Consider the following 18905-nt stretch of genomic DNA (forward strand, 5'->3'; position numbering starts at 1 on the left):
TAACGGAGCAGAAACTAAATACCCTGTAATTTTTTATATATCTCAACCCAAAACAGACAAAACAGACAAAACAGACAAAACAGACAAAACAGACAATATGGATCCACTCTAATGAAACACACAATCTAAATATTGAAACATTTAAATTTATAACTTTTATCCTTCAGACCCAACAATAACAATTCGATCAAAGTGACTTATAACCTTAATTGGCAGAATCTGCTCAAGAGCCTTTAAAGCTGCCCCCAAATCTTTGATATCAACTGCCACATATACACCAAGATCCATAATTTCTTTATCTTCAATTAGAATCTTTTTGCCACTATAACGATTAAGCTCCTGAATCACTTTATAGAGAGGTTCTTTATAAAAGCGAATCAAACCATTTCGCCACCCTCCATATTCATTTTGTGAAGCAGATTGATAAGCCTCCATCTCATTATTAGCGATATCAAATTCAGCAACCCAACCACCTTTTACTCGATACTGTTTCGATTGCGAATTTTGCGATATAGGATTTTCAATCAATGACGCTGAAGGTGAAACATCATCCCCCGGAAAATGAACAGCCACCTCCCCCTCAACGACTGCCAGCTGATAGTGGCCAGGTGATTTTCGAATATTAAATTCTGTCCCGAGTACAGTTACTGTTTTAACCCCCAAGTCCACTGTAAAGGTTTTTTCCGGATTAGGTGCCACATCAAAGTAAGCCTCACCGCGGTCCAGAATAATCCTACGTTGCCCTTCAGTGTAGTCAACCAGAAGCTGGGTAGCTGTATTCATATTGACTACACTGCCATCTGGCAGCTGAATTTCTTTCTGCTCACCGATTCTGGTCACATAACGCTGCATATCGGAACGTGAAAGTTCTTTTTCTGAAAGATTCAAATATCCGAACAAGCCAACACAAAAAGCTATTAGGATGCCAGCTGTCATTGATAAAGCTCTCTGGGCATTCAAACGGCCCTTACTCCAAGATGATCCATGCTGATTGGCTACTACCCGAACATCAGGATCATCTGACAGCCTTTCTAGATCAGCAAGAAATTCCAAGCTTCCTAGATAATCTTCCCGAAACTGAGGATCCATGGCTGCTTTTTGACGAATCGCCTTCACTTCTTCATCAGAGAGTCTTCCCGAATAAAGACGAGCCAATGCATAATCACTGCTTGAACCAACTATTTTGTCTGCTTGACTATTCATAATCGCTCTCCTTTTCTCTCAGCTTTCTCTCCGCCTTACGTATTTTAGCCATCGCTTGAGAAATGAAATGCTCGACTTGTTTTAAAGTCACATCCATGTATTCAGCGATATCTTGATAGCTCATATTATTAAAACGGCTGAGGATAAAGGCTTTCCTCCATGCTGGTCGCATCCTCAAAATTACCGATTTCATTGCTTCCAAATCACGCAATGCCGAAACGATCACTTCCGGCGTCTGCTCGTTGACCCTCTCCGCTTCAGAATTTTTTTCCCTGACTACATAATCTTTTCGAGTCATAGCCTTTCTCTGCAGATCAACAACCATGTTGTTCGCCATGGTCAGAAAAAAAGAGAGATTACTGCCAGTTTCCGGCGACATTTTCATTTCAAGCCCATCAAGGGCAATCAACCTTGAAAACAATTCCTGCACCAGATCATCAACTTCATCCTCTGGCATCAACCGTGCAAGATAGAACCTTCTTATCATAGGGGCATACTCATCAAACAATTGTTTGACAAGCTGTTGCCGCCCCTGCTTCTGGCGGGATGAAAGGTTTATAACGTTGTCCGATTTATGGACCATAGATTACCGACGTATAATCTTTACAGAGCCTTACTATCAGTAAACGGCTCAGCCCCAAAAAACCCCGAGAATTTAACCCCTTTTATTTCAATAACTTACAATCATTTTATAAAAAATTTGCCCTATCTCAGGAACCGATTTGATTACAATTTAATTTGACACCAAAAAACTGAGAGGTGGAAATATTGGTGTGTACCGGTCTCAACCGATCATATTCAGAATAGCACCTCCCCCTCACATCAGCAGATGCAGGGGGAAAGTGATTTTTGAGAGGGATTACCTGGCTGCCTCAATATTGAATAATGAAAATAGCCGTAACAAAATAAAATACTTAGAAGAAGAGAGTTACACCATCATGGCAGCGAGGTCTTCTCCCTTCTCAAGGATGACTTCCAGTCTGTGAAGAACACGATCTTTACCCAGCCCAAGCAATTGGGCCTGCTCTTCAGGGAAAAACTCCTCATCGTCTTCATCCATCTCTGCATCGGTAACTTTTACCAGATGGGATGAAATACTTAGAACCGCAGCGTAATTAGCTTTCTCTTCATAACTGGCCGGATCGAGCTGGCAGCGAATAGCTTCTTGAATGACCTCCGGGAAATCCCAGCGACTGGCCAGTTCGGCACCCACCTCAGCAAAATCGATGCCCAGTAATTTCTTTTGGGTTTCGGCCCGATCAGCGCCGATGTCTTCATAGCCATCAATATCAGCACTCAGTTCAGGTTCAGCCATGCGAATCAGCAGGTCGCCGATACGGTGCAGCATTCCGCAAACAAAGGCGACGTTGGGATCAAGCTTGGCCATTCTTCCCAGTTCACGCGAAAGGCTCGCAACCAGGAAACAGTTGCGCCAGAAAGCACGCTTGTCAAAGTTGGGCAGTGCAGGAAAGAGGCCAGTGGCACTGGAGGCGATCACCAGGGTTCGCAGGGCCGACAGTCCCAGCAGAACAACCGCCTGATCCAGAGTAGCGACATTACGGGCACCCCCAAAGTAGGCTGAGTTAGCCAGGCGAAGTACCTTGGCGGTAAGCACCTGATCCATTGCAACCTTGGCGGCGACTTCACCCAAATGGGCTCCGCTTTCCTCTTCTTTGTCAAAGGATTCAAGCAGTTCCTGGGCAATTTTGGGCATTCCGGGGGGGAGCTGGCGAACCCGGCCAAAGAGTTCATCGACTGTCATGGCAATACTCGCGTTTGTAATTGTCGTTATAACGCTGCGGCAGCGTGTTGTTTTTATTCAGATAAGCGGGCAATCATAAGCCAAAATTGAGCCGAGAGCGAGCCAACACCCTTTCAGCTGTCTTGTGAAAATACCGGCTATCAAATGGGACAAGTGACTTTACCCAGTCGCTCTGTCAGCAACCGGTTCTCTCTGTAATCGATGGGCACCACCACAAGACTTGGGCCCTGCTCGGCAAAGGCATCCTGAAGAATCGATTTGAGGTCAGAACTGTGGGTTACCAGGTGGCCATGCCACCCAAATGCTGAAGCCAACTGCAACCAATCGGGGTTGCCGAAATCCAGGTCAGTATGATGACCAAACTCGTTATCCTGCTTCCAGGCAATCAAGCCGTAACTGTTATCTTCCCAAACCATCACAACAATCTGGCTGTTGAGGCGCCTCGCTGTTTCCATCTCCTGAACGTTCATCAAAAATCCGGCATCACCGCAGATGGCCATGATTTTACGATCCGGGTAAACCAGTGACGCAGCAATGGATCCCGGCAACGCGAAACCCATTGAACAGAATCCATTTGGAATCAGGCAGGTGTTAGGTTCATGGCACTGATAATGGCGGGCAATCCACATTTTATGTGCCCCAACATCCGACAGAAGAATATCGTCTGGCCCCAAAATTTCGCGGCTATCCCACAATACCTTCTGGGGGCGAATTGGCGCGGGATTATCATCGTCTTTATGGGCGGAAATTTCTGCCCACATATCGTGGCGCACCATTCGCTGCTGATCCAACTCGAAGTTAAACGGACCATTGGCATCCACTCGTTCATTGATCATCCATAGCGCGTGAGCCAGATCCCCTACCACCTCAACCTGGGGATGATAGTTCTGGTCAATTTCGGCCGGCAGAAAGTCGATATGCACCACATCCTTATCTCTCTCCGGATTCCACAAGCTGGGGTGGTATTCAACCATGTCGTAGCCAATGGTAATAATCAGGTCTGCAGCATCCACCGCACAAGAGACAAAATCCCTTGACCCCAGCCCGATGGTATAGAGGCAGTAATCTGCATCCATGTCGACGCACCCTTTGGCCATAAAGGTACTAACAACACCGATGCCGGTTTTGTCGCAGAGAAGTCGCAACTGTTTGCTGGCACGGCGACGAATACAGCCATTGCCTGCGATGATGAGTGGCCGTCTCGCCTGCCGGATTTTGTCAAAAGCCCTGTCCACCGCTTTGTCATCAGGTACAGAACGACGAAATTTGCGCACGTTCATCGGTGGCCTGGTGGTCATATGCTTGGCAATATCCTCAGGCAGCTCTATGTGAACCGCGCCGGGCTTTTCAGTGCGAGCAAGGCGCACTGCTTTACGTACTATCTCGGGAATGCTGTCCGCATATATAACCTGGGTAGCCCATTTGGTTACCGGTTCAAACATTCCAACCACATCCATCACTTGATGAGACTCCTTGTGAAGCCGCGCCGACGCCCCCTGGCCGGTCAGCACAAGCATGGGAGCTCTATCCATGTTCGAATCGGCAACCCCGGTGATCAGGTTTGTTGCTCCTGGCCCCAGAGTACCCAGGCATCCGGCGGGGTTACCGGTCAGGCGACCGTAGATCTCGGCCATAAAGGCGGCACCCTGTTCATGCCGGGTAAGGATAAAACGGATCTTTGTGCTCCCTTCGAGAGACATCATAAAGTCGGCGTTCTCTTCTCCAGGAACCCCGAAAATGTACTCTATACCCTCTTCTTCAAGGCATTTCACAAACAGGTCTGACGCTTTCATGTGGAGCCCTTTTGTTTCCTGGATAGAGTCAGCACAGCAACTCTTTTGCTTTCCGCTAGCGATAGGTGATTTATACCTTGTAATGCCGGTATTATGCTCAGCTGTTCAATTACATAATTAAAAGGTAGCTCAGATGCAGACTGATAGGGGGCAATTCACTTCGCGGTTCGGCTTTATCATGGCAGCAGCAGGCTCTGCTGTCGGATTAGGTAATGTGTGGGGATTCCCTACCAATACAGCCAGTAATGGTGGCGGAGCCTTTCTTTTGATGTACCTGGTGTTGGCGTTCTGTCTCGCCTACCCCGCGCTGATGGCCGAGCTGGTTATTGGTCGCCACACTCAATCCAATATGGTGACAGCATTAAAGTCCGTTTCTCGCGGTCCATTCATGCGCCAATTTGGCCGTTTTACTGGCTTTTACGGCATTATTGTCGCCAGCCTGATTCTCAGCTTTTACAGCATTGTTGCTGGCTGGATGCTCTCCTTTACCCTGGAACCTGTCGCTGCGGCAGCCGGCATGAGCTCCCAGTCTGAATGGTTAACCACTTTTAGCGTCGAGCGTAACTTGGTATTTGCTGCCTTTTTCTCTCTTTTAACCATTTGGGTTATCAGCGCGGGGGTTGAAAAAGGAATTGAAAAGTGGTCCAGCCTTTTAATGCCTGCCTTGCTGGTGATTCTGGTCTTACTGATTGTTTACGTGCTGTTTCAGGATGGCGCTATGGAAGGCCTGAAACATTATCTGGTACCGGACTTCAGCCGGATCACTGAACCGAAATTGATGATCAGCGCTTTGGGACAAGCCTTTTTCTCGCTCTCGCTCGGGGTCGGTACCATGTTGATTTATGGTTCCTACGTCAAGAAATCGGAAAACCTGCCAAAACTCGGGGCCATCGTAACCGCCGTTGATATAAGCATCGCCTTTTTGGCCGGGTTACTCATTTTGCCGGCCATGTTTGTGGCGCAAAAGAATGGTGTATCAATCTACAATGAAACCGGTGCACTTCTGTCTGAAGACACGCTTATATTCCAAACCCTGCCAGCGTTGTTTGAAACCATGGGCGGAGCCGGATTGGTTGTTGCCTTTGCATTCTTTACATTGATGTCCATCGCATCACTGACCTCTTCTATCTCCATGCTGGAAGTTCCGGTTGCCTATGCGGTTGAAACCCACAATCTGAAGCGCCGCACTGCCACATGGGCAATCGGTCTGGCTATCCTTGGCATCAGTGCCATTATTGTGCTGAATTTCGAATCACTGTTTTTGTTTGTTGTCCATTTAACCACTCGGTACAGCCAGCCTCTGCTGGGCATCGCGATCTGTATTTTTGCCGGTTGGGTGATGCACCGCCACAAACTTCTGGAAGAAGTAAAACAGGGATTGCCAGAGGTAGAAAAAACCCTGTTCTGGAAAGTTTGGCCAGTGTATGTGAAGTTCTTCTGTCCGACCCTGATTCTGCTTACCTTCATTCAAAGTTTGAGAGGATAAGCTATGTTTGCCGTAATCTTCAGCGCTGTACTTAACCCTGAAGCCAACGAGGAAGATTACGGCAATACCATTCAGCGTATGCGCCATCTGGCAGAGCAACTGGATGGCTTTATTTCCATGCAAAGTGTTTGTGAAGGAGAGTCGGAAATTACTATTTCCTACTGGAAATCACTTGACGCGATCAGGGAGTGGAAAGCCAATCCGGAGCATCAGATTGCGCAGGCAAAGGGAAGAAAGAGATGGTACAAAAACTATAAGGTAGAGGTCGTTGAGGTAACTCGCAGTTATTCTTTTACTGCAACAAATCACGCAACCTGATTCATTTAAACCTGCTTCCAACCCTGCTGCTTATCCCACCATTACAGCCAGCGGGAATTTTTTGAAAATTGTCCTCTTAAAAACTCCATCTGGTCACCCAGAATACGGCGACTGTTGATCAACGCCAGGTACTCTGCATTATTTGGCCGATAAGGTAGTGCCACCAACTGCATATCAATCTCTTCCAGCAGTGAATCGGCTTTTCTCTGATTACAACGACGGCAAGCAGCCACCACATTCATCCAACGGTCTTTGCCCCCCTTTGAGGTTGGAACAATATGGTCTCTGGTCAGCTCCTGCGCCGAAAATTCTCGCGCACAATACATGCACATATGAGCATCGCGAACAAACAATGCAGGGTTACTGAGAGGAAAATTTTTACGTGGCCTGGCAAGGCGTTCCCCTCCGCAAGCAATAATACTGGGTAAGTCAACGACCGTTTGCAGCCCCGTCAACCTGGAGTGACCACCGTGAATGCGCTGCACCACTTTGCCCATACTCCAGACCACCAACTCTCGCGAATACATGCACACAGCATCCTGCCACCCCAGCCATTCAATTGGCTGCCCAGCGAGATTCAAACGCAAAATCATTGGTTGCATGACTCTCTCCCCCTAACCGGTCGACTACAAACACCTTTTCCAAGCCCCATAAAAGCAAAAACTCCAGCGGGAGGTCCCGATGGAGTTTGGAAATCAGATAGAAGAGTCACCTGGCCACGGATGACTGACATCCGGTGCAATAGCGAGTAAATAAGATTCAGGCTATCTCTATTGAAGGCAATGTCCTTCCCAGTTACTGTACACCCAATAACCACAGCATACCCTTTGCAGGTACAGTGTCAACTGCTTATGAAGCGCAATCCCAGGGCAAATTTGTGAGGATTTTGTGACAGAAAGCTGAACCTTCCCAGCCCCAAAAAGAAAAACCCTCTGGCAGAACCAGAGGGTAAAAAGCAGTATAGCCATTCCAACCATGGACCCCTCGACTCATATCCATATCATCCGTGGGGGTACACATCCGTGTGACAGAGCATCCATGCGGGGCTAATAGTGGCTCTTTTCCGTTTAGGTGAACATCAGGAAATATCTGCTTTTCCTGTAGGATATTTCCTACCCTTGAATTGGTTTACCACTCAATAGAGCCATTGACCGGACAGCAAGGCTCGGCTACGGTTGCGCCCTGTCTGCAATCACCACAGGTTAATAGAAAGTGGCTACCCGAAAAAAATCCCCGGACTTTGAAAAGCGTCTTGAACAGCTGGAATCCCTGGTTAAAGAGATGGAACAGGGCGGAATGAGTCTTGAAGATTCCCTGAAGGCTTTTGAAGAGGGCATCAAGATTACTCGTGAGTGTCAGCAGGCCCTGAAAGAAGCTGAACAGAAAGTAGAAATCCTGACTCAAAATCCGGCAACCGGTGAGTTGTCCAGCGAGTCCTTTGAGTCCGATTCATGAGCAATACTCTCAAAGAATTTCAGGACGCGTCTCTTTCCAGAGTTAACCACCAGCTGGAACTTGCAGTCAGCTCCAGTCCTGCCGAACAATTGCTGAAAGCAATGCAATACAGCCTGCTCAATGGCGGAAAGCGGATTCGCCCTTTATTGGCATACGCTGCCGCGCAGGCTGTAGGCACAGTCAGTTCGGATACCGACCGGGTAGCTAGTGCCGTAGAAATGATTCATGCCTACTCGTTGATCCACGACGATTTACCAGCGATGGACAATGATGACCTGCGTCGCGGCCAGCCGACCTGCCATATTGCTTTTGATGAGGCGACTGCAATTCTGGCAGGCGATGCCCTGCAGGCATTGGCCTTTGAGCAACTTTCGCAGCTCGAACATTGTTCACCTGAAACTGCACTTAAAATGATCTCGGAACTGGCTAAAGCCTCTGGCGTCGCCGGAATGGTGGCTGGTCAGGCAATTGATCTGCAGTCGGTCAATCACGCCTTGTCGCTTGAGCAACTTGAACAGATGCACCAGTTGAAAACCGGCGCGATGATCGCTGTCAGTGTGCGATTGGGTGCCATGAGTGCTGGAGCTGGTGAGCAACAGTTAGCCGCACTTGATCAATACAGCCGCTGTATCGGACTGGCATTTCAGGTTCAGGACGACATTCTGGATGTAGAAAGCTCAACTGAAACATTGGGAAAAAGGCAGGGTGCCGACCAATCGTTAAACAAGCCGACCTATACCTCTATTCTGGGGTTGGATCAGGCCAAGGCCAAAGCCGCCGAGCTGCACCAATCCGCTATTGAGGCACTGGCCGATTTTGATGACGGCGCCGAACCGTTGCGCGCCATCGCCAACTACATCGTAACCCGCAGTCATTAAGAGCGGATTCTGCACACATTGTGGTGGCAAGAGGATACGGGGACAGGTTTCTGGAACTCGCCGTACTCCCCATAGGTAAAGAGTCATCCATGTAGGCTCGAGGCCAGCGTCCGTGCTGGCCACGATTCCAGAAACCTGTCCCCGCACCCTCTTTTCGCATCGAGAGTCGAACACCAAATAACCACTGCGCTTGAATAAATCCCCAATATTCAATGCAAAGACCCGGGGCAGGTATTGCTTTTCTGGACCGTATGCGACATGGACGTCGCATCCGAGCTACATGGATGTACTTGCCGCGTGTTCAGGAAAGCAATACCTGCTCCGTGTCGCCACCATAACTTGTGTACAGAACCCACCAGTGTTCATTTCATCTACAGACAGCAGCACAATTCCTGAGCGAATTCAGGGTCAAATTGTTGTAATATTGTTCCCTTGGCTTATCAGCAGGCAGTGTGCCTGGCACTAGTGAAACCCTATGGCAGAAAAGTTCACCGAAATCCCGCTTACCCGCCCCGACACGCCGTTGCTGGACAGCATCGACGCCCCTCAACAGCTGCGCGAGCTGGATGAAGAGCAACTGCTGCAACTGGCCGATGAACTGCGTGCCTACCTGCTATACAGCGTCGGTAAAACTGGTGGACACTTCGGCGCTGGCCTCGGAGTGGTGGAACTGACCATCGCCCTGCACTATGCCTACAACACCCCTTATGATCGACTGGTGTGGGACGTGGGCCACCAGACTTACCCACACAAGATTCTCACTGGCCGTCGCGAGCAGATGTCGGGAATCCGCCAAAAAGACGGTTTGTCCGGCTTTCCGAAACGCAGTGAAAGCGAATACGACACCTTTGGCGTTGGTCACTCCAGCACCTCCATCAGTGCTGCACTGGGTATGGCACTAGGCGCAAAAATGGCCGGTGAACCGCGCCGTACTGTTGCAGTAATTGGCGATGGCGCAATGACCGCGGGAATGGCCTTTGAAGCCCTCAACCACGCAGCCCATACCGATGCCGATATGTTGGTGGTACTAAACGACAACAATATGTCGATCTCCCACAATGTCGGCGGCCTGGCTACCTATTTCTCTAAAATCTGGGCCAGCCGCTTCTACAACACCATTCGCGAAGGGGGCAAAAAAGTACTTAAGGCCATCCCCTCCGCTGCTGCCTTTGTTCGTCGTACCGAAGAGCACATGAAAGGCATGGTGGCTCCGGGAACCCTGTTTGAAGAGTTGGGCTTCACTTATATCGGCCCGATTGATGGCCACGACCTGCCGCAGCTGATTCACACGATCGAGAATTTGCAGCACCTGACTGGTCCAATTCTGTTGCACACCATTACTCGTAAGGGCCAGGGCTTTATTCCTGCGGAAGAAGATCCGGTGGGCTACCACGCGCTAAGCAAGATCGAGCCCAAACAACCTCCTCAGGTGGCTGTAAGCCAACCTGACAAAACTATTAAAAAAGCAAAGCCCAAGTACCAGCAGGTGTTTGGCGACTGGCTCTGCGACATGGCGGCTCAGGATCAACGTCTCGTAGGTATCACCCCGGCAATGTGTGAAGGCTCCGGCATGGTGGAATTTGCCAAGCGGTTTCCGGATCGATACCACGACGTTGCCATTGCCGAGCAACACGCTGTGACACTGGCTGCCGGGCTGGCCTGCGAGGGACAAAAACCCGTAGTGGCAATTTATTCGTCTTTCCTGCAGCGCGCCTACGATCAGCTGATTCACGACGTCGCCCTGCAAAACCTGGATGTCACTTTTGGCATCGATCGCGCCGGACTGGTGGGTGAAGATGGTGCCACCCATGCAGGCAGTTTTGATTTGAGCTACCTGCGATGTGTTCCCAACATGCTGGTAATGGCCCCTTCTGACGAAAACGAGTGTCGCCAGCTGCTCTACACCGGCTTTGCATTCAACGGCCCTGCCGCCATACGCTATCCACGCGGCAGTGGAACCGGGGTCGATATTGAGCAGGAAATGACAGCCCTTCCGATCGGTAAAGGCCTGGTTCGTCGTGAGGGCAAGCGCGTTGCTATTTTGAGCTTTGGTACCCTGCTGAATAACGGAATGGAAGCAGCAGAAGCACTCAACGCCACCGTTGCCGATATGCGCTTTGTAAAACCACTCGATGAAGCACTGATTACCGAGCTTGCCGAGAAACATGAGTTGTTGGTGACGTTGGAAGAAAACAGCATCCATGGCGGCGCTGGCGCTGCAGTCTCCGAGTACCTGGCGCACAGTGGTGTGGTAATTCCAGTCTTACATCTCGGCCTGCCGGACAGCTATCTGGATCATGCAAGCCACAGTCAGCAGCTCAAAGCCGTCGGCCTGGATGCTGCCAGCATTCAGCAGGCCATCGAACAGCGCCTGCAACTACTGGATGGAAAACACTCAGCAGCTTTGTAAAAGACCTGCCTGAAAAAGGTAACGCTATTCACTTAAGTTATCGGAAGTACTTGTCATCCCCGCGTAGGCGGGAATGACGATATTTCTTAAGTGGACCACATTACGTCTGAAAAAGGGCCTGCGAAAACAAGCCCTATTCAATCCAGATCAACGAGGCCATTCGGCCGGTTACCCCATCGCGTCGGTATGAATAGAACAGGTCTGGTTGACTGTAAGTGCAGTAATTACCGCCATAGACAGCATTTACGCCAATCGCATTAAGCTCTGCTTTAGCCAGCGCATAAATATCGGCCTGCAATCTATCACCCTTCCCTGCTATAAACCCGGCATCAATCTCCTTGCCGTGCCCTGAATTTATCGCGTTAGCCTGAAAGGCCGCTTTAACTTCAGGACCGACCTCAAAATGTGTTTGGGAAATGGCCGGTCCGAGATAGGCCAGAATTTGACCCGGCTCCACCCCCATCGCATCGACTGTATTTCGAAGCACACCTCCAGCCAGCCCTCGCCATCCCGCGTGAGCGGCTGCAACCACACTGCCATTCTCGGCGCAAAACAGAACCGGCAAGCAATCCGCCGTCAGTACTGCGGCGGCCAGGCCGGGTGTGCGACTGACCGCTGCGTCTGCTTCCCGCTCAACGCCATCAGCTGATGCCTCAACCACGGTTTTCCCATGAACCTGATGCAACCATTGAGGAGATTGTCCAAGGCCTGTTGCATCGTTCAACAGGGCCCTGTTACTCGCCATATGCTCTTGATCATCACCGGTTCGTAACCCGAGGTTAAAGCTGTCCCAGGGAGCTTCACTGTACCCGCCCAGACGCGTCGTCAGAACCGCTTTTACCTCAGCGGGTGCAGGCCAATCAGGTGTCAGCAGTTTCATTGCGTTTCAATACCGACAATAGATTCTGGAAATCTTCCGGCAGCGGCGCATCCCACTCCATCTCTTCGCCAGTATCCGGATGAATCAGGGCCAGTGAAGCAGCATGCAGGGCTTGACGCTTAAATCCATGCCTAAGCAGCTCAACCAGCTCTGGCGTTGCATTTCTAGGTAGTTTCAGCCGACCAGCGTAAGTAGCATCCCCCACCAACGGATGGGCAATATGGGCCATGTGGACACGAATCTGGTGGGTGCGACCGGTTTCCAGCGCCAAGCGAACATGAGTGTAGTCTCGAAAGCGCTTGATTAACCGATAATGGGTAATGGCTTCCTTACCGCCAAATTCCACCACCGCCATCTTGGTACGCGACCTCGGGTGCCTGCCAATGGCGGCCTCAACCACGCCACCTCCGGTCATGGTCCCCATTACTACCGCCTCGTATTCCCGAGAGACAGTGCGGGCCTGCAACTGTTTGACCAGATCATGGTGTGCGGTCAGCGTTTTCGCCACTACCATCAAGCCAGTCGTATCTTTATCCAAACGGTGGACAATACCCGCCCTTGGCACTGACTCCAGTTCCGGGCAGTGATGCAGTAACGCGTTCAATACCGTGCCATCCGGGTTACCAGCAGCGGGATGAACAACCAGATTGGCGGGCTTGTTAATCACCAGCAGCGTGTCATCTTCGTAGACAATATCCAGGGGAATATCCTGGGCCTGCCACTCTCCTGCAGGCTCCAGTTCAGCCGCCAGAGTCATTAATTCGCCCCCCAGCAACCGCTCCTTGGGCTTGCGCTGCTGACCATCCACTTGCAGTGAACCGTCCTCTATCCACTGTTTTAAGCGTGATCTTGAGTATTCATGGAACAATTCCGCAGCCGCCTGATCCAATCTGGACCCTGCGAGTGAATCGGGCACCTGTGCTTCGCACTGGATGGTGGATTCTTCATTTATCATAGAGTGATCGTTATCCCACTTTTGCTAACCACACTGCTGTGGTTAAATAACCGGCTATTGAGCCGAAAAATAATCAGATCGTTAAGGATCCGCGTTGATGCGTATTTTAACTCCCCTTTGTCTCTGTCTCACCCTTTCCATTACAGGTTGTTCATGGATGGGCTTTGGCGACGATGAAGAAGAAAAGAAATCGGAAACCGAAAACTACACCGAACGCCAGTTTTACGAGGCTATCGAAAAGAGCATGCGTGCCAACAACTGGCAGCGCGCCATCCAAACTCTCCAGGCCCTGGAAGCCAAGTACCCCTTCGGCGGATACGCCGAACAGGCTCAATTGAACCTGATCTACGCCTATTATCGCAGTCGTGACTACCAGGCCGCTATTGCTGCTGCCGACCGCTTTATTCGACTCCAGCCTCAACACCCTGACGTTGATTATGCCCATTACCTGAAAGGTTTGGCCGCTTTCAGCGAAAGCCGCAGCTTTGTGGGCAACTTTCTGCCAACGGATATTACCAAACGCGACCCCGGCGCTGCCCGTGAATCCTTTGCAGCTTTTAACCAGCTGCTGTCACGATACCCCAACAGCCCCTACGCCGCTGATGCCCGCAAGCGCATGATTCACCTGCGCAACCATCTCGCGCGTTATGAAATCCATGTTGCCAATTACTACTTTAAGCGCGGCGCTTACCTGGCGGCGGTCAATCGCGGCAAATATGTGGTTGAGAGCTTTCAGAAAACTCCTGCCGTTGCCGATGGACTGGCCATTATGGCACAGGGCTACTTCCTGCTAGGCATTCAAGACCTGGCAGATGACGCTGTTTCTGTTCTGGTTGCCAACTACCCGGATTACCCGGCACTGGACAAAGACGGCAATTTCAACTTCCGCGAAGACGTCAGTGGCGAAAAACGCCCCTGGGTTAACAAGCTGTCATTTGGCTTGATCGGCAATCCTGAAGCGCCCGGCTACGACACCCGCGAGATCTACAACCCGGTCTACAAACCCAAGCACGGAAAAGGCCGAAATGTTGAGGAAGAGCGCTCCTGGCTGAGCATCCTCACCTTTGGTTTGTTTGATTGAACAACTTCAGATAAAAAAAGGAGCTTCGGCTCCTTTTTTTATGCCTGTAAATCAACCTTTGGATCCATACACCCAAAGGGACTATGCCTTATTGCTGTGGTAATCTAAGGTTCGTGTAATAAATTAAAACAGCGAGCAAATTCAGAAGTAATGGACAGAGAATCAATCATTCAGGAAATGCGGGTATTACCCCGGATTGAACCGCAATTTGAAATCCAGCGCCGCGTTGCTTTTATCAAAAAGCAGCTGCTCCAGTCTCACTTGAAAAGCCTGGTGTTAGGCATTAGTGGCGGTGTCGACTCATCCACCTGTGGCCGACTCGCTCAATTAGCTGTAGATGAATTAAACGCGGAGACCGACGGCGGCTATCAATTTATTGCTGTGCGCCTCCCCTATGGGGTTCAGGCAGATGAACACGATGCCCAGGCGGCACTCAGTTTTATCCAGCCCACCAAGAGTCTTGCCATCAACGTTAAGCTGGGTGCTGACGGGATACACGAAGAGACCCTGGGTGCCATGCAGGAGTGTGATTTATTGGCGCACACATCTGATTTTCATATCGACTTTGTCAAAGGTAATGTAAAAGCCCGTACTCGCATGGTCATACAGTACGAAGTTGCCGGACTGGTAAGCGGCCTGGTTTTGGGAACCGATCATTCAGCCGAAAATATCACCGGCTTTTTCACCAAATTTGGTGATGGTGCCTGTGATTTGGCACCGCTGTTCGGGCTTAGCAAACGCCAGGTCAGGTTATTGGCAAAAACACTGGGTGCCCCGGATGAACTGGTAGGTAAGGTCCCAACAGCAGATCTTGAATGCCTTTCACCCTCTAAAGCGGACGAAGAAGCATTGGGTATTCGATACGATGAGATTGACGATTTCCTGGAAGGGCTGCCTGTTAGTGACGAAGTCGCCGAGAGGCTGATTTCGATTTACAAATCTACCCAGCACAAGCGCCAGCCCATCCCGACCATTTACGATTGATCGGGCGGGCGACCGGAGAAATAACTATTACAAGCTCAACAATGAAGCAATCAAATAAAAAACTGGACGCCCTGAAGGATCAGGGTAACCGGTCTTTGCTCAGGGTTTACACTCTCTACCGCTTTGCTTTAGCCGGGCTTATTCTGGCCATGCACCATTCCGGCATTGCCAATGATATTCTCGGCAGTTATCGACCGGAGCTGTTCTCCTATACAGCTATCGGCTACGCCGTAATCAACACATTGACGCTGATATTTTTTATCCGCCCATCCGTAACCCCCAATACAGCACAAATATTCTTCCTGGTACTAGTGGATATTTGTGCCATTACGCTGTTAATGCATACCAGTAATGGCATTCAAAGTGGCTTGGGATTCTTGCTGCTGGTCTGCGTTGCTGCAGGTAGCCTGTTTATCTCCGGGCAACTGGCGTTGTTGCTTGCTGCTGTGGCAAGTATCTGTGTTATTTCGACCAGTATTGTTCGTTTACTTGGCGAGGACTCCAGTAACAACACTGTCTTTCAGGCAGGACTGCTGGGCGTATTACTGTTTGTCACTGCCCTGGCCTTTCAATTACTGACCCGCCGACTTCGTCGAGCACAGATAGATGCTGAGTCGAAAGCACAACGCGCTGCACAGCTACAGCAACTGAACAAACATATTATCGCGCGGATGCGAACCGGAATTATTGTGCTTGATTCAGACAGTCACATTCAGCTTATCAATGACGCCGCCAAAAGACTACTTGGTGATGAAGCCAATCAAGAGAATCTGTCTCAAGGAAGCTCATTAACTTCTGTGCCAACCTTACAAAATACTTACCAACACTGGAGAGAATACCCCTGGATTCGTCCAGAAGTCTTTCAGGAAAACAATGCCGGTATTGAGGTCCAGGCAAATTTCACTTACCTGACTGAAGGTGAAGAGCAACAAATTCTGATCTTTTTGGAAGACACCCGCACCCTCTCCCAGCATGCCCAATTGATAAAACAGGAGTCTCTCAGTCGGCTGACTGGCAGTATTGCCCATGAAATTCGTAATCCATTAGGCGCAATCAGCCATGCCGCGCAATTACTGGAAGAAGACCCGCAACTGGGCCAGCAATCGCGGTTGATGCAAATCATTAAAAAGCAGAGTGACCGGGTCAATCAAATCATTGAAAACGTTCTACAACTTTCCAGGCAGCAACCACCCAAATTACAGAAGCTCGACATCAAAGCCTGGCTTAACGACTTCATTGAGGATTATCGCGCTACTCATGCTGACCAGATAGTCATCGACCTCAATATTGAGGATCACTGTCAAATACAATTTGATCCTTCACAGCTCAATCAGGTGGTTAGTAACCTACTGGACAACGCCCTGCGATACAGCAATGAGCACAACAACTGCCACTGGGCTGGCATAACACTATCAACGTCTCAATCCACCGGACGTCCATATCTGGATATAGAAGACAAGGGCCCAGGCGTTTTACCTGAAAATACAGACAAAATATTTGAGCCTTTCTTTACAACTTCGCATCAAGGCTCTGGTTTAGGTCTATATATTTGCAGAGAACTTTGCGAATTGAACTTCGCCACCTTGAATTATCATCCCAGAAATGGCGAAAATGGCTTTTTCCGAATCGGGTTCGCGCATCCTGATCGCTTGCTGCCGGGGCAAATGCAATGACAACTGAATCCACTGCATTAATAGTCGATGATGAGCCAGATATTCGGGAGCTCCTCTCAATGACATTAACCCAAATGGGGTTAAGGGTAATTGAGGCTGAGAACCTGAACAGTGCTCGCCAGCTTTTGAATATGAATCCAGTCGCTTTTTGCCTGACCGATATGCGCTTACCAGATGGCAATGGATTGGAACTCGTCGAACATATTCAGGCAGATTATCCTGAAGTACCTGTCGCGGTGATCACCGCTCATGGCAACATGGAAATTGCTGTTGACGCCTTGAAAAAGGGTGCGTTTGATTTTGTCTCCAAGCCAGTCGAGCTTGGCCGCTTGCGCCAGATTGTTCAATCCGCACTGGAGTTGAATGAAAGCACTACCAAGTCAGGCCAGCACCTTCAGGACCTGCTTGGTAACTCACCCGCAATGGATACACTGCGCAACCAAATACGCAGGGTGGCTAGAAGCCAGGCACCGGTATTCATCAGCGGTGAATCGGGCAGTGGTAAAGAGCTGGTTGCCCGAGCTATTCACTATAGCGGCCCCAGAGCCAATGGGCCTTTTATTCCAGTTAACTGTGGCGCGATTCCTTCCGAGCTGATGGAAAGCGAGTTCTTTGGCCACAAAAAAGGCAGCTTTACCGGTGCTTATCAAGACAAACAAGGGCTTTTCCAGGCCGCTGACGGCGGCACACTGTTTTTGGACGAAGTGGCAGACCTCCCCCTGCAAATGCAGGTAAAACTGCTCCGCGCCATTCAGGAAAAATCCGTACGCCCCGTAGGTTCGGAAAAAGAGATTCCTACCAACATTCGCATTTTAAGCGCCACACATAAAAATCTTCCCCAAGAGGTGGCCAACGAGAAATTCAGGCAGGATCTTTTTTACCGCATCAATGTGATCGAGTTACTGGTACCGGCTCTCAGGCAGCGAACAGAGGACATACCTGAACTGGCCCAACACTTTCTGCGTGAGTTTGCCAGTGAAGCTGAAGTAAGCTGTCCCAAGATTAGTCGAGAAGCCTTGCAGGCGCTCAATGAATACAATTTTCCGGGCAATGTTCGCGAGCTGGAAAACATTCTGGAAAGAGCATTCACCCTCTGCGATGGCCAGACTATCAAGGTGCATGACCTTCAACTGCGGGATCAAGTACCAGCAAGCTCAAACGGAAATTCCAACGGCTTCACAAATATCAGCGACCTCTGCGCCCAGCAAGTGGACTGCATTGACGATTTTCTTGAAGAAATCGAAAAAGAGATATTGACTAAAACACTGGAAAAAACTGCCTGGAATAGGACAGCCGCGGCCAAAGAGCTGGGAATTTCTTTTCGCCAGATTCGCTATAAATTGAAGAAACTTGGACTTGATGAGTAGCTACCTGTATCGGGGAAAAACCTCCACCCCGCATTACATGTTGCTGCAAACTACCTAACTGTCATTCTGAGCGTAGCGAAGAACCTCGTTATTTATTTCCAAGCCAGAGATCCTTCGCTAAGCTCAGGATGACACAATCGGGCTAACCCCCATTACACTACGATGGCCGTAAACAATATTATTTCCGTAGAATCGCTTCAAACCAAACTTACCAGCAAGTATCGGTCGCTGCCGTAGCTCCATCAGTCTGGTATTTCAGCCCCTGCTCATCAAGACCCAGAGTTTTACAGTCGGTATCCTTCGTCTGTGATTTTTGTGGCGTAGCCTTAAGAGTAAACTCCAAACCGCCATTAGCCGTAGTCGCATCCAGCAGGTAAATGGTGTCATCAGTAATAGCAGCTGACGCATCGCCATCGGCAGTAACGTAATAATCTGCAGCAGGATATCCCAGGTCTGTCAGGTCATCCGTATAGGTTTTATTGTTGACAAAATACTGCTCCTGTCGAGCAGCGATCTCCATCAGCTCAGCTTTACCTATTGCACGCTTGGCCTTTAACACTTGCCCAAAGTAACTGGGAATAGCTACCGCAGCAATGATGGCAGCAATGGCAACCACCACCATCAATTCAACCAATGTGAAGCCTTTTTGCTTATTCATAT

At 49.7% G+C, this 18905-nt stretch carries 17 protein-coding genes; 9 read left to right on the top strand and 8 right to left on the bottom strand.

Features of this window, described 5'->3' with window-relative positions:
* Positions 1 to 156: 156 nt before the first annotated feature.
* The 4 genes from QP938_10005 to QP938_10020 form a co-directional block, all read right to left on the bottom strand.
* Complete coding sequence (locus QP938_10005; GenBank protein ID WIO73626.1) at positions 157 to 1203, bottom strand: FecR domain-containing protein; 1047 nt, start codon at positions 1201 to 1203, stop codon at positions 157 to 159.
* A complete protein-coding gene (locus QP938_10010; GenBank protein WIO73627.1) occupies positions 1196 to 1786 on the bottom strand; it encodes an RNA polymerase sigma factor in 591 nt (196 codons plus the stop codon). The genes QP938_10005 and QP938_10010 overlap by 8 nt, the downstream gene beginning before the upstream one ends.
* A 345-nt stretch (positions 1787 to 2131) precedes the next feature.
* On the bottom strand, positions 2132 to 2965 hold the full coding sequence (locus QP938_10015) for an HDOD domain-containing protein (GenBank protein ID WIO73628.1): 834 nt from the start codon (positions 2963 to 2965) through the stop codon (positions 2132 to 2134).
* 140 nt (positions 2966 to 3105) lie between these two features.
* On the bottom strand, positions 3106 to 4758 hold the full coding sequence (locus QP938_10020) for an acetolactate synthase large subunit (GenBank protein WIO73629.1): 1653 nt from the start codon (positions 4756 to 4758) through the stop codon (positions 3106 to 3108).
* Positions 4759 to 4891: 133 nt separating this feature from the next.
* Here QP938_10020 and QP938_10025 point away from each other — a divergent pair, with 133 nt between their 5' ends.
* Both QP938_10025 and QP938_10030 read left to right on the top strand, forming a co-directional pair.
* Positions 4892 to 6244, top strand: coding sequence for a sodium-dependent transporter (locus tag QP938_10025; protein ID WIO73630.1), 1353 nt, complete (start codon positions 4892 to 4894; stop codon positions 6242 to 6244).
* A gap of 3 nt (positions 6245 to 6247) precedes the next feature.
* Positions 6248 to 6562, top strand: coding sequence for an antibiotic biosynthesis monooxygenase (locus tag QP938_10030; protein ID WIO73631.1), 315 nt, complete (start codon positions 6248 to 6250; stop codon positions 6560 to 6562).
* A gap of 41 nt (positions 6563 to 6603) precedes the next feature.
* On the opposite strand, the gene QP938_10035 is transcribed toward QP938_10030, so the two are convergent.
* Positions 6604 to 7164: an HNH endonuclease gene (locus QP938_10035; GenBank protein WIO73632.1), complete on the bottom strand. Its 561-nt coding sequence runs from the start codon at positions 7162 to 7164 to the stop codon at positions 6604 to 6606.
* Positions 7165 to 7774: 610 nt separating this feature from the next.
* On the opposite strand from QP938_10035, the gene QP938_10040 reads away from it, so the two are divergent.
* From QP938_10040 to dxs, 3 genes are all read left to right on the top strand, one after another.
* Entirely contained in the window at positions 7775 to 8017 is a 243-nt protein-coding gene (locus QP938_10040; protein WIO73633.1) for an exodeoxyribonuclease VII small subunit, read from the top strand.
* Positions 8014 to 8895 (top strand): (2E,6E)-farnesyl diphosphate synthase, encoded by an 882-nt coding sequence (gene ispA, locus QP938_10045; GenBank protein WIO73634.1) that lies wholly within the window; start codon positions 8014 to 8016, stop codon positions 8893 to 8895. Before QP938_10040 ends, ispA begins: the two co-directional genes overlap by 4 nt.
* A gap of 475 nt (positions 8896 to 9370) precedes the next feature.
* Positions 9371 to 11305, top strand: coding sequence for a 1-deoxy-D-xylulose-5-phosphate synthase (gene dxs, locus QP938_10050; protein ID WIO73635.1), 1935 nt, complete (start codon positions 9371 to 9373; stop codon positions 11303 to 11305).
* A gap of 133 nt (positions 11306 to 11438) precedes the next feature.
* Here the strand turns inward: dxs and pgeF are convergent, their stop codons facing one another.
* The gene (gene pgeF, locus QP938_10055) at positions 11439 to 12185 is read right to left on the bottom strand and encodes a peptidoglycan editing factor PgeF (protein WIO73636.1); all 747 of its coding nucleotides are present in this window, start codon (positions 12183 to 12185) and stop codon (positions 11439 to 11441) included.
* The gene (rluD, locus tag QP938_10060) at positions 12166 to 13140 is read right to left on the bottom strand and encodes a 23S rRNA pseudouridine(1911/1915/1917) synthase RluD (GenBank protein WIO73637.1); all 975 of its coding nucleotides are present in this window, start codon (positions 13138 to 13140) and stop codon (positions 12166 to 12168) included. Before rluD ends, pgeF begins: the two co-directional genes overlap by 20 nt.
* Before the next feature lie 97 nt (positions 13141 to 13237).
* On the opposite strand from rluD, the gene QP938_10065 reads away from it, so the two are divergent.
* From QP938_10065 to QP938_10080, 4 genes are all read left to right on the top strand, one after another.
* The gene (locus QP938_10065; protein ID WIO73638.1) at positions 13238 to 14221 is read left to right on the top strand and encodes an outer membrane protein assembly factor BamD; all 984 of its coding nucleotides are present in this window, start codon (positions 13238 to 13240) and stop codon (positions 14219 to 14221) included.
* A 150-nt stretch (positions 14222 to 14371) separates the two neighbouring features.
* On the top strand, positions 14372 to 15205 hold the full coding sequence (gene nadE / locus QP938_10070) for an ammonia-dependent NAD(+) synthetase (protein ID WIO73639.1): 834 nt from the start codon (positions 14372 to 14374) through the stop codon (positions 15203 to 15205).
* A gap of 41 nt (positions 15206 to 15246) precedes the next feature.
* The gene (locus QP938_10075) at positions 15247 to 16878 is read left to right on the top strand and encodes an ATP-binding protein (protein WIO73640.1); all 1632 of its coding nucleotides are present in this window, start codon (positions 15247 to 15249) and stop codon (positions 16876 to 16878) included.
* Positions 16875 to 18245 carry a sigma-54 dependent transcriptional regulator gene (locus tag QP938_10080; GenBank protein ID WIO73641.1) on the top strand — a complete coding sequence of 457 codons (1371 nt, stop codon included), beginning with the start codon at positions 16875 to 16877 and terminating at the stop codon, positions 18243 to 18245. Before QP938_10075 ends, QP938_10080 begins: the two co-directional genes overlap by 4 nt.
* 208 nt (positions 18246 to 18453) lie before the next feature.
* On the opposite strand, the gene QP938_10085 is transcribed toward QP938_10080, so the two are convergent.
* Positions 18454 to 18903, bottom strand: coding sequence for a type IV pilin protein (locus QP938_10085; protein ID WIO73642.1), 450 nt, complete (start codon positions 18901 to 18903; stop codon positions 18454 to 18456).
* Positions 18904 to 18905 lie beyond the last annotated feature (2 nt).

This window comes from Porticoccaceae bacterium LTM1, from assembly GCA_030252795.1.
In the GTDB taxonomy this organism is placed as follows: domain Bacteria; phylum Pseudomonadota; class Gammaproteobacteria; order Pseudomonadales; family Porticoccaceae; genus SCSIO-12696.